The following is a 14,496-nucleotide window of genomic DNA, read 5'->3' as shown; positions in this document are numbered from 1 at the left end:
TTTACACACTAAACCATAATAATTTTACTATATTTTTAAATTTAAGTAATGTATTTTTTTAAGTTTTTATTTAAGCTTATAATATTTTTTATTTAAATTTATACTAAAATAATTACCTTTGCCAATAATAATATGATCAACTAAGGTAATATTAAAAACCTGAAAATTTTTTTTAATTTCTTCGATGATATATAAATCAGATAGTGAGGGTTCACTATTACCACTAGGATGATTATGAATACAAATTACTTTACTTGATTTATGAATAAGTGTCAGATGCAACATATCTTTAACATCAATTTTCATAGTATCATTAGTACCCTTATATAATAAATTTTGATGAATTAATTTATTTTGATTATTTAATAATAATAAATAAAAATGTTCTTGCGTTAAATTTTGATAATATGCATTAACTAAATTAAAAACATCTTCGGGAATAATAATTTTAAAATATTTTTTTTGACTTTCAATACCACCTGGTAACTTAATACTTCCTGAAACACTATTTCATAAATTTTTAATAACAGGAATTGCTATCCCCGCTAACACGGCACCCATTAAAATTGAGCAAAACCACCACTAACTGCCTGACACTCTTGATCAGTCATTGGTTCTAAATCTTCTAAAATCATATTTATCAACCCCCTAAAACTTATTTTTATTTAAAAAATAGTTTTTTCCTTTTTAAATTTTATAAGTTTAAAAAAAAGTAATAGGATTTTCTAAATTATATTTAAAAACTTTAACTTTTGTTGATAATTTTTCAATAAGTAATTGAAAAAGAAAATCAACAAATTTTTGTTCCATATAATGACCAACCAAAATAACATTAATTTTTCTATCTTTAGCTTCCATAATATAGTTTCATTTCATTTCTCCAGTAATTAATAAATCAATATTGCTAGATAAATTACTAATAATATCACCACCAGCACCAGCAGATAAAGCAACAGTCACTATATTGTTATCACTCAATTTATTATTAACCAATTGTATGTTTGCAACATTAAAATATTTTTTTAAGTTATTAATCAATTCTTTTAATGGCATTTGTCTATCAAATTTACCAACTATTGCCAACTTTTCTTCATTAATAAAATGAATATTTTTAATTCTTAATTCTTTAGCCATCAACATATTCATACCTACTAATGATATATCAAAATTAGTATGTAATGAATATACATTAATATCTGCTATTAGTATTTTACTATATAATTCTTTTTTTCAATTTGAAATATTAGATTGATTAATATCTTTAGCAAAAACTAATGGATGATGAGAAATTATTAAATCAATATTATTATTAATGGCCTCAGTTAAAACTTCATTAGTAACATCTAAACAAACTAAAATTTTATTAATATTGGTTTTTGTTTTTGATTTAATTTGTATTCCTGAAAAATCTCATTCACAAACATCTTTTAAAGGAAAATATGTTTCTAAAACATTAATTATATTATTGATAGTTAACATGTTAACTATTATCCTTTATAAAATTCTTTAATATGTTTAGATTTAGACGGATGTTTTAATTTTCTAATTGCCTTTGCTTCTATTTGTCTAATTCTTTCTCTTGTAACAATAAATTCTTTACCAACTTCTTCTAGAGTTTTTGGAGAATCGTACTTAGTAATATGACGATGAACAACCTTATCACTTAACAATTCTGTTTTATCTAAACTAGTATCATAGTGTAACTGTAAATTATTAACTACTGTTTTTAATTCAGTAATTTCTTTTTCATCTTCACAAAGTTCTAATAATCTTCTTAATTTTGTTGGTAAAATTCCAAAACGCATTCTAATAACTTTTTCTTCTCGTTTTGTTAATACTTCAGCAAAAACACGATCCAATTGTTCTCTTAATCAATGTCTTTCAGCATATTCATCGGGAGATAGCATATTTTTATCTTTAATAAAATCACCAAAATGTGTATCATCTTCTTCACCAATTGGTTTTTCTAAAGATACTGGTTCAATAGCAAGTTTTTTAATTTCACGAACACGATCGGCTGTCATGTTTTGTCCCATTTTATTGGCAATTTCCTCATGAGTAGGATCACGACCTAATTCTTGTGTTAAGTTTCTTTCAATTCTTGTTAACTTATTAATTCTTTCAACCATATGAACAGGTACACGAACCATTTTACCTTGATCAGCTAAACTTCGTGTAATTGATTGTCTAATTCATCAAGTAGCATAAGTTGAAAATTTAAAACCACGGCGATAATCAAATTTATCAACTGCTTTAATAAGACCAATATTACCTTCTTCAATTAAATCAGCAAAATCTAAACCACGATTTAAATGTTTTCTAGCAACAGAAACTACTAATTTTAAATTTGATTTAATTAATTGCTCACGACCATATGTTCTTTCCTCAACATCTTTTGATTCTAACATTTTAGCATATTTAATTTCCTCACCTTGACTCAATATTTGACTTGTTCCCAAAATATTAAAATAAGACTTAATTCCATCTTTTCTTCTTGTATCATTAGAGATCCCCATTGTATTTTTAAAACTCAAATCACTAACTAAAATATCAATATCTAAATCATCAGGTAATTGTTCATCATCAATATCGGGAAAATTAGCATCATCTTCAACTTCATCCATCAAAATATCAGTAAAGACTACTCCTTCTTTTTCTAACCGATCAAAAATTTCCTCAATCGTATCATCATCTAATTTTAAATGTGCAAACTCTTTAATGACATCTTCTTGTTTTAATTCTTTTGCTTGACTCTTTTCTAATTTTTTAATTAAATTACTTTCTACTTCCTCTAAAGTTAAAAGTTTTTTCAATTTCGTTTTTTGTTGTATAGCAGCCATATTTTCACCTTATCCTTAATTTATCATCATACTTATTTTTTCTTTATTTTATTTTTTAATACTGATATTTCTTTTAATAACAATATTTGTTTTTCAATATTTTTTTCAGATTTCAATTTATCATTGATCATTTTTATTTCATAATCAATTAGTTGATTATTAATAATTTTTAAGTAATCATTAATAATTTGAGGTTTTAAATCAAACTTTTTATTTTTATACTTATCAAGAAGTTTTTCTAAAATATTTAAAAGTGAATTACCTTTAAGTTCTTCTAAAATTAAATCAAAATTAATTGCTTCTATTTGATTATTTTGATATTTTTGACTAATTAAAAAGTATAAATTCATAAAATCTTGATTTGGAAAAATAATTTTTTCTTTTTCTAAAATTAAATAAACATTTCTTGATAACATTACTAAAAAAATAAGTTGTTCTTGTGCTTCAAAAAAAATATTTTTTACTTCTATTTTAGATTTATTTTTGATACTAAAAGTTGTAGTTACTAAATTATTATCAATATTTAAAATTTGTATTAAGTCTTCAGTGGATAAATTAGTTATTTTTGCTAACATATTTAAATAAAACTTTTGAGTAATAACATCATTGATTTTTGTTCAAATTGGAACTAATGATTTTAAAAATTCATTAAGTTCATAACTATCTTTTTTAATGTTATATTTAGTTAATGATAAATTAATTGCAAATTCAAAAGGATGAATAGTTTTTTTTATTATTTCATAAAATTTTTGAGGAAATTTATTTATTAATTCATCAGGATCAAATTTAGTATCATTATTGATAATTTGTACTTTAAAATTATTTGATAATAAAACACTAGCTATTTTTAAAGATGCTATTTTTCCTGGTAAATCACCATCTAAAAAAATAATAATATTAGTAGTAATTTTTTTTAAAAGTAAAATATGTTCTTTTGTTAAATTTGTTCCCATTAAAGCAACAACATTTTTAATATTTTGATTATTTAGAGCAATAACATCCATAAAACCTTCAGTCAAATAAATAACTTCATTTTTTTTAATATAATTTCTAACATTATTAAAGTTATATAAAATTTTACTTTTCTTAAAAAAATCTGTTTCTGGACTATTAATATATTTATAACTTTTATCTTCTCTATTATAATTTCTTGCAGAAAAACCAACACAGTCTCCATCTTCATCTTTAATAGCAAACATAATTCGATTTGAAAAGGTAGGAAGAAGTTGATCCTTATTATTAATTTTCATAAGTCCTAATTTTACAAATTCAATATTATCTTTATAACCTTGTGCATTAAGATAATCTATTAATTCATTATTAATAGGTGCATAACCAATATTAAAATATTTAATATTTTCAGTAGTAATATTACGATTTTGTAAATATTTCATTGCTTCTTGACCAATATCAGTTAGTAACTGATAACTAAAAAAATTCATTGCAATATTATTTAAAATTTTTAGTGGATTTTTTTTAGTTTCAACATTAAATTCAGATAAATTAATATCAAACTCTTTTAAATTTAAATTAACATTATCTGCTGCTTCTTTAAGAGCATTAATAAAATTAATATTTTTATATTTTTGTAAAAAAATAAAAACATTTCCTTGTTCACCACAAGAAAAACATTTATAAATTTGTTTTTCTTGTGAAATTGATAATGAAGGAGTAGAGTCTTCATGAAAAGGACAGATAGCTCAAAAATTATTGCCTTTACGGATCAAATTTAAATATTTACCCATAACTTCGACAATATTAATTTTTGCTTTAACTTCATTAATTTTTTTATTAAACTCGATATCCATATTTTTTCACACAATTCTAACAAATAATGTCTAATTTGTCATATAAATATTCTTTAAGTTGATCAACTTTAACTATAACTTGATTTGTAGTATCACGATCTCTAATTGTAACAGTACCTTTAGTTTTTGTGTCATAATCAATTGTTACACAATACATAGTACCAATACCATCTTGATAACGATAAGATTTACCAACACTTGATGATGCTTCATAAATTACTCTTAATTGTGTTTTATTTAACATTTCAAAAATTTCATATGCCTCTTTACCTAATTTTGTTTTATTTAAAGACATAACAGCTACTTGATAAGGGCAAATACTCTTATTTAATTTTAACACTAACCGTTCTTTATCGTCTTTTAAAACTTCTTTTGTAAATGCTTCACAAACTAAAGCTAATAAAAGCCTTTCAACACCAATTGAAGGTTCAATAACTGAAGGAATAACCATTCTTTTTACTGTAACATTAGGATCTTGAATCTCAAAATTTATACCAGAATTCTCACTATGTTTTGTTAAATCATAATTCCCACGATTAGCTATACCACATAATTCACTCATACCAAAAGGAAAATTATATTCAATATCAGTAGTTGCTAATGCATAATGTGCTAGTTGATTTTGTTCATGATTTTTAAATTTTATATTTTTTGAGTTCAATAAACCTACTAGAGAGAGAAATTCTTTACATTGATCAACTCAATAATTAAATCAAGTATTATCATTTTTATCCTTTGGAATAAAGAAAAATTCTAATTCCATTTGTTCAAATTCTCTAGTACGAAAAATAAAATTACCAGGAGTTATCTCATTTCTAAAGCTTTTACCAATTTGACCAATACCAAATGGTACTTTTTTATTACAACTATTTCTTACATTATTAAAATTTATAAATATTCCTTGTGCGGTCTCAGGTCTTAAATAAATTTTATTTTTATCTTCTTTTAAAACACCTTGATATGTTTCAAACATTAATTGAAATTGTCTAACTTTAGTTCAATCTTCATTATTGCATTTAATACATTTAATATGATTTTGATTAATATATGTTTCTAATTTTTCATTACTTCAATTATCACAATTAATACTAGGAAAATAATGATTAATTAAATTATCAACTCGAAAGCGAGACTTACATTTTTTACAATCAATTAATGGATCACTAAAATTACTCAAATGCCCTGAAGCTTCTCAAACTTTAGATTTCATAATAATTGAACTATCTAGCCCAACATTGTATGGATTTTTTTCGACAAAAAAAACTCATCAACTTTTCTTAATATTATTTTTAAGTGCTACACCAAGCGGACCATAATCTCAACTATTAGCAAGACCTGAATAAATTTCTGATCCTTGAAAAATAAAACCATTTTCTTTTAAATGAGTAATTATTTCCTTCATTGACTTATCATTGATAATTTTATTAATCATTGCCCCTCCATTAATCATAAAAATTTTCTTAAATATCTTAAATAATACATAAAATCTCTAAAAAGAATAATCTTGTTAATAATATGTTCATAGATAGGTTTTGTCAACCTATTATAAGTGTTATATATTATTAAAAACAATATAACAACTAATTATTAAAATATTTATGTAATTATTAATTTATTATTATATTTTTGACAGTGGTTTTCTAAAATATTAAGAATTTTATTAAGTTCTTCTTTTTCAACTTTTCATTTATTAATATCTTGATAATTTAATAAATAAAGTTGATATATTTTTTTAAACAAAACAATGTCAAAATTAATTATAGCTAATTTTAAAGAACAATTTTTACAAAAAACACCACCCAAATCATAATTAATTAAATACAAATTAGTTATTTGATTACAATTAATACAATTAGTAAAGTTAAACTGAATTCCTTGAAATATTAAACTATGAAATAAGAAAAAAACATAAACTTTCTTAAAATTACTATTTATCATTAACTGTTCATATAAATTAAATAAAAAAGAAAAGATATTTTTATTATTAATACTAATTTTTTCTAAATAATTAATAACTATCTTGTTAAAACTCTTAATCAATTGATAACTTTTTTCATTTATAAAACTATTAAAACTTTTTATTTTTTTATATGTTATACATAAGTTTGAACAATCATAATTTTGATTAAAAATAAAAATTCAACAATCTAAAAGACTATATTTATTTAAATTGATTTTTATTTCTGGTAAAGAAACTATTTTAACACCATAATTTGATGTTAAAATAGTAACATTATTTATTGATTTAATGTAGTTAATGTTTAAAATCAAACCAGTATCAATATTAAACATATTTTAACTATAACCTAACTCTTTTAATTTTCTAGGATTATTTCTTCAATCAGGTATTACTTTTACAAAAGTTTTTAATATAATATGAGAATCAAAAATACTTTCTAAATCTGTTCTAGCTCTTATTCCAATTTCTTTAATCATACTACCTCCTTTACCAATAATAATTCCTTTTTGTGAGTCTCGTTCAACAACAATAACAGCATTAATATCAGTAATATTAGTATTTGGATTATAATTAATACTTTCAATTAATACTGCTACACTATAAGGAATTTCTTCTTCTGTTAAATTTAAAATTTTTTCACGAATAATTTCCTTAATTAAAGTATTATCTGAAACATCATCGTTATTTTCGATTAAATGATTCTTTTCACCAATTGGTAAATACTCATATAGTTTTTTCAATAATATATCTAAATTCATTTCTTTTATAGCAGAAATTGGAATTATTTCTTTAAATGGTAATAAATCTTTTCACTCATTAATTTTATCCATTAATTTTTCTTTTGTTACTAAATCAACCTTAGTTAATAAAAGTAGAATAGTTGTATTTACCCTTTCTGATAATAATTTAATAATATGTTTATCGCTATTTCCAATGTATTCATTACATGGCGCTAATAAACAAATAATGTTAGTTTCTTTAGTGGCGCGGTTAGCATCGCGATTCATCATTCGTCCAAGTTGGTTATTATGTTTATGAATGCCGGGAGTATCAAAAAATATGATTTGCATATCATCACTATTATAAATACCTTGAATTTGATTTCTGGTTGTTTGTGGTTTATTAGACACAATTGCCTTTTTTTCTTGAAGAATGGTATTTAATAAAGTTGATTTTCCAACATTACTTCTACCAATAAAACTAACAAAACCTGATTTAAAATTATTATTCATAAATTAATTCCCTTTCAATGAACTTGGTTTAAACGCTAAAGGTAATAAGTCTTTTACTAATATTTTACAAATTGTTTTAGTATCATTATTTTCATTTTTATTACTAATATAAATAGGACATGTTTCTGGCATAATTTCAATCATAAATTGACGACACATACCACAAGGAGAACCAACAGTTTCACTATCAGTAATTAAAAATAAACTAATAATATCTTCTTTTTTATAACCTTGAGCAATAACTTGTGACAAAGCCGCTCTTTCAGCACAAATGCCTACTGAGTATGCAGCATTTTCAACATTTACTCCTAACACTTCTTTACTATTTTTCAAAATTACTATTGCAGCAACTCTAAATAAAGAATAAGGAGCATAAGCATTTTTTTGTATTGCTTTTGCTTTTTTCAATAATACTAATAAATCTATAACTTGTTCCATTATACCACTCCTTATTTTCTAGTAATACCAAGAATATTTAAAATTTCATCTTGTAAATCAAACATAACCTTTTCTTCTACGCTATTTTGATGATCATATCCTAATGTATGAAGTAATCCATGAATAAAAAGAAATGATAATTCTCTAATTAAACTATGGCCATATTCTTGTGCTTGCGCTACTGCCTTTGAATAACAAATATAAACATCACCTAAATCTCTAATATCAATATTAATATTTGGAAAATCATCATCATTATTTCCAAATGATAAAACATCAGGAACATAATCTTTATGACGATACATTTTATTTAATTCAATACTAGTCTGTTCGTCATTAAAAATAACAGCAATACACCATGTAATTTTCTGTTTTAACTTAATAGCTACTGCATTTAAAATTTTTTCTGATAAAATATTAAAATTTTTAATGTCATAGTTATGATCATTGTAAATATTTACAATATTAATTTTTGCTGGCATTTATCTACCTAACTTCTTTTTGATTAAATTATATCAATATTTACATTTATGTTGTAATATTATTTCAAATAAATGTTAACAAACTTTCTTCACCAATAATTATTAATACCATTTGATTTAAATATGTATTAGAATTAATATTTTCTTCAATTAAAAGTTGATTATTATCATTTCATTTTGGAAAAAAATTGTTAAATAACATTTATTAATAGAGAAAAAAATAGTAATTTGATTAAAACTATTAAACTTTAAACATTCTTCTCTTTTAAAATCTAATAAATAAGCAAAGTGTCCCTTATTTTCATATCTTGTCTCACTTATAAAAATAGTTTGACCATTACCAGCATAAACATGAGGAATATTAATAATTTTTAAACCTAATAAGAGTCCTAAAAAAAGAAAAATTGAACTACTCCCTAATAAATAAGTACTTTTTCTAAAAAAAATCATTATTCATTACCATCTATACTTTTATAATTATTTAAATCAATTACATTTTTAAATAATTTTACTAGTGTTAAATCATGACCTGCATAAATAATAATTTTTTTTTATAATGATTCAATAATAAAGTTATTAACTTTATTTTTAAATCATTATTGATGTTACTCAAAATTTCATCTAATAAAATTACTTTTCAATCATAAAAAAATAAACTTAAGAAAATAATTATTTGTTTTTGACCTTGACTAAGATTAGCCCCATATTCTTGATAATAATAAAATGTTGTTAAACCTAAACTGCCCAAGAGATCATTAAATCCTAATTTTTGAAAATTTATTAATTTTTCTTTTGTAATATTAAATGATAAGATATTTTCTAAAACTGTACCGTTATGAATAATAGAATTTGAATGTAAATAAATACATTTTTTTTGTCAAAATTCATATGAAATATTATCTAATCCAATTTCATTATTAATTAAAATTTTACCTTGAAAAGGCACATATTTCTGAATTAATAATGATAGTAAGGTTGTTTTACCAATGCCAGAAGGACCAATAATAATATTACTTTGTTTTAATATTAAATTTAAATTACTAAAAACTACTTTATTTCTTAAATTAAAATAACAATCTTTTAATACTATTTTATTAATTGATATTGAAAAAAAATTTTTGTTATTCTTATATTGTAATCTACAATTAATAAAAACCGGAAAGAAAATAAGACTATTACCAATATTTTGAAAAAAAGAATTAATATAAATACTAATACTAGTAATAAATATTAATTGAGATAGATTAATTTTACCATCAAAAATTAATATTAATGATAAATATATAGTAATAAAACTAATAATATTTTTAATAAAACTTGTTAACGAACTATTATTAATAACTAAATTATTTAATTGTCAATAATTATTAATATGTGTATTATACTTTTTAACTAATATACTTTTAATATGCAGTTGCAAATTACGAAAATAGGCATCTTCAAAATTTTTTTGACTTAAAATTATTTGTTGCTGCAAATCTAATTTGGTAACTAGTTCTTTTTTTACTAATGGTTTTTTTCATAACATTATTATAAAAATAATTAATACTGTTATAAAACCATTTAATAAATTTACTAATCAAATCATAAAATGAATCTTAATCAAAACTATGCTAACAATAACACTAGTAATAAAATTAATAATTATCTCTAAACTATTATAACAAAACATAGTTGATATATTATTAATATCTTGATATATTTGTAAAAAATCACTACCATTATATTTTTGTATTTCTATTGGTTTACTTTTAAATCATTTATTATGAAATAAATCTACTAAAAAGTTATTGAAATAAAAATAAAATTTTTGACATATTTTATTTAAAATATATTCAATTAAAATTTTCATTAAATTAATAAAAAAGAAACTTAATAATAAAATCATTGCTAACTGTAAACTATTATTTAAAATAATTTGATTAATAAAATGCTTATAAAATACTTGTGCTATAAAAAAGGTAGTAACCAAAAATAAATTATTAATTATAATAATTAATGAATAATATAAATAATTTGGAATCAAAAATGGTGAAAAATTTTTAATTTTATTCATCTTTTTTTTATTAGTAATAAAGAATTTATTTATTATATTAGTTGAAATAACAACATTTGTAAAAAATTTTTGCAAAATCTTCAATATTTTTTCAACTAAGTTCAATATCTTCTGGATTTGCCACCAGTCATTTATTTTTTTTCTTTTTGTAAATAACTACAAAATGAAATCCAACATTAGCATTATATATTTGAATAATTAATGGTTTAACAATTATTAGTGATTTTAATTTATCAAAATTAATATTATAAGATTTTAATAATAAATTATAATTACTAGCCAATTGTTTTAATTCTAAAAGATTAATTCCCAATTTTGTTAAAAATATATCTTTTTTTATGTCATTAATTAATAACTTCTTCTTAAAATAAAACCTATATATCATAGCAAGACATGCCAAACCACAATCATTTTCTGTTTCTTGTTGAACAAAAGGATATTTCATATAAAAAATCACCGCCAATAATAATTAACAGTGATTACCATTTTTTCCTTTTTATTACTTACGATGTTTTTTCTTTTTAGCAGCAACGCTTTGTTTTTCGCGTTTTTCATCACGCGCAGAAAGAAAATGTTTATGTCTTTTTTCTGCTCTTTTAGTTTCTTGGGCCTTTTTACTAAATCCTTTTAAAAGACGTTGAAACTCTTGTTCACTACTTGTTCGTTCTTCGTTTTCTTTGTTGTCTGATGATGGTGATTTTTTCACTGAATGCATTCATGTCAGCTCCTATTTTTTATTTTACTTTAACAATTATATTAGTAAATTAAAAAATTATCAATATTTTTATACAATATTAAACTTTTTATTTTAAAAAAAATTAAAAGTAAGATTATCTTTTAAAATTTCACACTTACTAACTATTATTTAATAATACTTAATGATTTTATCATATTTTAAATGTTTATGTTTTTAATAAATAAAATAAAAATTTATTTATAAAATAAATCTAAATGAACGATTTGACACTAAAAATAGAATAAAATTTAAATCTTCTTTAGAAAGTTTACCAACAACGTTACGAATACCATCATTTTTAATTTTATTTGTAATAATATGTAATTCACCGCGATAATTTTATGCTTTATTATTAAGAATAACAACATCACCTTTTTCTAATCATTGATTAGTATTGTTAGCGGGGATATCCAATTCTTGATATATAACTCGAGAAATAACACTACGAATTATATCTCGTGCTAAATCAGATCTAACTTTATGAATATTTTTGTCAAAAAGAATCTGTTGTTCACTATCAGTAATATTAGAATTTAACTCAATTTTTAACGATAAATTTTTATAATCAATTTCATTTATCATTTTCAAATCATATTCTGTTAAAAACTGGTTAGCAATAATTATCATATCAATGCATAAAGCAATATAATGACGAATTTGTGTTACCAATGGTCAATCACGATGCAGTTCTAATGTTGGTAAATTATCATTATATTTTCAAGGTCCAATTTTATCTTTTCCTAATAATGTAACAAAGCTGGCAAATGAAATTTTATTAACAACGCTTTCAGATTGATTTAAACAAAAAAAGTCAATATCAGCACCGGTATATCTTTGTGGATAAAAATTATAACAACTAATAAGGTTATTAACATTAGCTTTATAAAATAATATTAAGTAGTTGATATCATTAACAACATATGAACCATTAATAAATATTTTAAAATTTAAACGATTTTGACTTAATTTTGCTTAATGTTTAATATCAATTCCTTCATTGCAACGAATACCCGATAAACCATACATTTTAAAAAACTTTATGAAATCAAGTCGTTTATTAAGATTCAGATTAAATTCATTAATAAATTCAATATTAATATCTGCAAAAACATGCATATTATACTTTTTAGCAATTTGTGTTAATACTACTAATTTTTTTAAATTTTCATAATCTGTTTTTTTAAAACTAATTAAAGTTGTAAAAATAGTTCTAATATTATTCTTGGCTAATAATTCGGTATAATTTTTAATTTCTTCTAAATTTGCTAAATATAAATAAACTGCAGCACCAATTTTTTCCATTTACTTCCTCCTTTACTTTTTATATATTAATTTTATCATTTTGTAACTTAATAATTTTTAATTTTTACAATAAATAATGTAAAGGATTCCTAGTTTGATAAAATAACTACTTCTACATAAAAATAAGAAAATTGACTACGCTAATCTTAATTTTAATACACCTTATACATTAATAAATCTATAATTTACATTTATTCATGTTAAGTATTAACTTTATAAATATAATTATTTTTTATGCTAATATTTATTTATAATTTAATAAAAGTTGATTCCTAATATAGAAATTTATTTATATTAGGTTTTTTATTAAATTAAAATTAAAGAAAGGAAAAAGATTAAAAGATATGCCTTTAATTTATATAGAAAAAGAAAAACTATTACAAAATGAATGAGAAAAAAGAAAAAAAGAAGCAATAAAAAATATTAACAAAAAAATACCAGGTGAATATTTATTAAAAATATTTGAAACTATAATCTTAGATAATGATACAAAAGTTAATGAGGAAAATCTTCAACAATCTCAAGAATTCGAAACATTTGAAGAAAAACCATTACAAGATAATGAAAATAAACAAGAATCAAAAAACTGAACACAATTTAAAACAGATTTTCCAAATATTGCACAAATAATAAAAAATAGCAAAAATACTGGCATCAAAATATTAACATCTTTAATTACATTTTTTGAAATTAATGATGACCAACTTGGAATTACAGAATATATACTAAATTTAAATGAAGAACGTAAAAAAGAAAAAATGAACATTAAAGAAATTGAAGAAAAAATTAAAAATATTTGAAAAGAAATCAAAGAATTAGAAAGCAAGCTATTTTCAGATGAACCATTATCATTATGATCTTGTTCTTCTGAATTAAAAGAAGAAAAAATTAGTAAAAAATTGAACTTGAACTAATAAGAATAGGGAGGTTCGAAGTATCACAAGCACAAATGGAACAATATTCACCAGAAATAAAACAAATTATAAACGATTCAAAACAACTTTTAAAAGAATATGATGATGAATTAAATAAATCAATTACATTATAAATAATTTGTGTAATTACTTAATAAAAGGTAAATTTTTAGTGTTTATTAAACAAAAACAAACATTTATACTTTTTTATCTTATTTAATTATTATTTTTGATATACTATAAGTGTTTATTACTATATAAATTAAAAAAAGAGGATAAAATGAAACAAAAGCAGATTCAAAAAACAAATGATAAAAATGATCAAAAATTAAAAAAAACTATCGAAACGATTGATATTCAAACTAAAAATAATTTGAATTCAAAAGAAAATGATGAACAAACTGAAAATGATAAATACGAATTAAAAAAACTTAAATTTTATTTTATAATTAAATTATTAACAATAATATTTGCATTTTTATTGACAGTAGTTTTATATTTAGGTTTTTTATTAACAAATAAATTAGACTTAGATACATTATTAGAATTTGAATGACCTTTATTACTACTAATGGGAATTACAACCACAACATTACTTCCAAGTAAAATATCTAAAACTACTAAAATTTAAAATAATTTTATAATTATTATTTCTTATTGCTTAAATTATATCCTTTTAACAAAAAATATTATTAATCTCTTTAAAAATAAAATTTTAAAGAGATTAA

Annotated in this window: 15 protein-coding genes and 1 pseudogene; 2 read left to right on the top strand and 14 right to left on the bottom strand. The window is 21.4% G+C overall.

All coding sequences use genetic code 4. The features are described 5' to 3' along the window. Window positions 1-66 precede the first annotated feature (66 nt). The 14 genes and pseudogenes from AACK81_RS03070 to AACK81_RS03005 all read right to left on the bottom strand — a co-directional run bounded on the left by AACK81_RS03070 (window position 67) and on the right by AACK81_RS03005 (window position 12,854). Window positions 67-561, bottom strand: coding sequence for a JAB domain-containing protein (locus tag AACK81_RS03070; RefSeq protein WP_338962534.1), 495 nt, complete (start codon window positions 559-561; stop codon window positions 67-69). Window positions 562-702: 141 nt separating this feature from the next. Continuing rightward, the gene (locus AACK81_RS03065) at window positions 703-1,479 is read right to left on the bottom strand and encodes a Nif3-like dinuclear metal center hexameric protein (protein WP_338962532.1); all 777 of its coding nucleotides are present in this window, start codon (window positions 1,477-1,479) and stop codon (window positions 703-705) included. An 8-nt stretch (window positions 1,480-1,487) separates the two neighbouring features. Next, window positions 1,488-2,840 (bottom strand): sigma-70 family RNA polymerase sigma factor, encoded by a 1,353-nt coding sequence (locus tag AACK81_RS03060; RefSeq protein WP_338962529.1) that lies wholly within the window; start codon window positions 2,838-2,840, stop codon window positions 1,488-1,490. 32 nt (window positions 2,841-2,872) lie between these two features. Next, window positions 2,873-4,648 (bottom strand): DNA primase, encoded by a 1,776-nt coding sequence (gene dnaG / locus AACK81_RS03055; protein WP_338962527.1) that lies wholly within the window; start codon window positions 4,646-4,648, stop codon window positions 2,873-2,875. Window positions 4,649-4,664: 16 nt separating this feature from the next. Continuing rightward, a complete protein-coding gene (locus tag AACK81_RS03050; protein ID WP_338962525.1) occupies window positions 4,665-6,080 on the bottom strand; it encodes a glycine--tRNA ligase in 1,416 nt (471 codons plus the stop codon). A 164-nt stretch (window positions 6,081-6,244) separates the two neighbouring features. Then, the gene (gene recO / locus AACK81_RS03045) at window positions 6,245-6,940 is read right to left on the bottom strand and encodes a DNA repair protein RecO (RefSeq protein WP_338962523.1); all 696 of its coding nucleotides are present in this window, start codon (window positions 6,938-6,940) and stop codon (window positions 6,245-6,247) included. Window positions 6,941-6,943: 3 nt separating this feature from the next. Beyond that, window positions 6,944-7,840, bottom strand: a complete 897-nt coding sequence (gene era, locus AACK81_RS03040; protein WP_338962520.1) for a GTPase Era — start codon at window positions 7,838-7,840, stop codon at window positions 6,944-6,946. 3 nt (window positions 7,841-7,843) lie between these two features. After that, on the bottom strand, window positions 7,844-8,278 hold the full coding sequence (cdd, locus tag AACK81_RS03035; RefSeq protein ID WP_338962517.1) for a cytidine deaminase: 435 nt from the start codon (window positions 8,276-8,278) through the stop codon (window positions 7,844-7,846). Window positions 8,279-8,289: 11 nt separating this feature from the next. After that, window positions 8,290-8,760 carry an rRNA maturation RNase YbeY gene (gene ybeY / locus AACK81_RS03030; protein ID WP_338962514.1) on the bottom strand — a complete coding sequence of 157 codons (471 nt, stop codon included), beginning with the start codon at window positions 8,758-8,760 and terminating at the stop codon, window positions 8,290-8,292. Window positions 8,761-8,806: 46 nt separating this feature from the next. Continuing rightward, window positions 8,807-8,962 carry a hypothetical protein gene (locus AACK81_RS03025; RefSeq protein WP_338962511.1) on the bottom strand — a complete coding sequence of 52 codons (156 nt, stop codon included), beginning with the start codon at window positions 8,960-8,962 and terminating at the stop codon, window positions 8,807-8,809. Window positions 8,963-9,277: 315 nt separating this feature from the next. Beyond that, window positions 9,278-10,816 (bottom strand): ATP-binding cassette domain-containing protein, encoded by a 1,539-nt coding sequence (locus AACK81_RS03020; RefSeq protein WP_338962509.1) that lies wholly within the window; start codon window positions 10,814-10,816, stop codon window positions 9,278-9,280. A 37-nt stretch (window positions 10,817-10,853) separates the two neighbouring features. After that, window positions 10,854-11,261 (bottom strand): cysteine peptidase family C39 domain-containing protein, encoded by a 408-nt coding sequence (locus AACK81_RS03015; RefSeq protein ID WP_338962507.1) that lies wholly within the window; start codon window positions 11,259-11,261, stop codon window positions 10,854-10,856. 54 nt (window positions 11,262-11,315) lie between these two features. Then, a complete protein-coding gene (locus AACK81_RS03010) occupies window positions 11,316-11,531 on the bottom strand; it encodes a hypothetical protein (RefSeq protein WP_338962504.1) in 216 nt (71 codons plus the stop codon). A 219-nt stretch (window positions 11,532-11,750) separates the two neighbouring features. Then, a pseudogene (locus AACK81_RS03005) lies at window positions 11,751-12,854 on the bottom strand (MupG family TIM beta-alpha barrel fold protein). Window positions 12,855-13,198: 344 nt separating this feature from the next. Here AACK81_RS03005 and AACK81_RS03000 point away from each other — a divergent pair. After that, a complete protein-coding gene (locus tag AACK81_RS03000; protein WP_338962501.1) occupies window positions 13,199-13,768 on the top strand; it encodes a hypothetical protein in 570 nt (189 codons plus the stop codon). Between the two features lie 280 nt (window positions 13,769-14,048). Continuing rightward, the gene (locus tag AACK81_RS02995; protein WP_338962499.1) at window positions 14,049-14,399 is read left to right on the top strand and encodes a hypothetical protein; all 351 of its coding nucleotides are present in this window, start codon (window positions 14,049-14,051) and stop codon (window positions 14,397-14,399) included. Window positions 14,400-14,496 lie beyond the last annotated feature (97 nt).

This window comes from Spiroplasma endosymbiont of Lasioglossum villosulum (assembly GCF_964020195.1).
Taxonomy (GTDB): Bacteria; Bacillota_I; Bacilli_A; order Mycoplasmatales; family VBWQ01; genus Spiroplasma_E; species Spiroplasma_E ixodetis_A.
The sequence above is the reverse complement of the archived record's forward strand: the minus strand, read 5'-3'. Positions and strand labels throughout refer to the sequence as shown.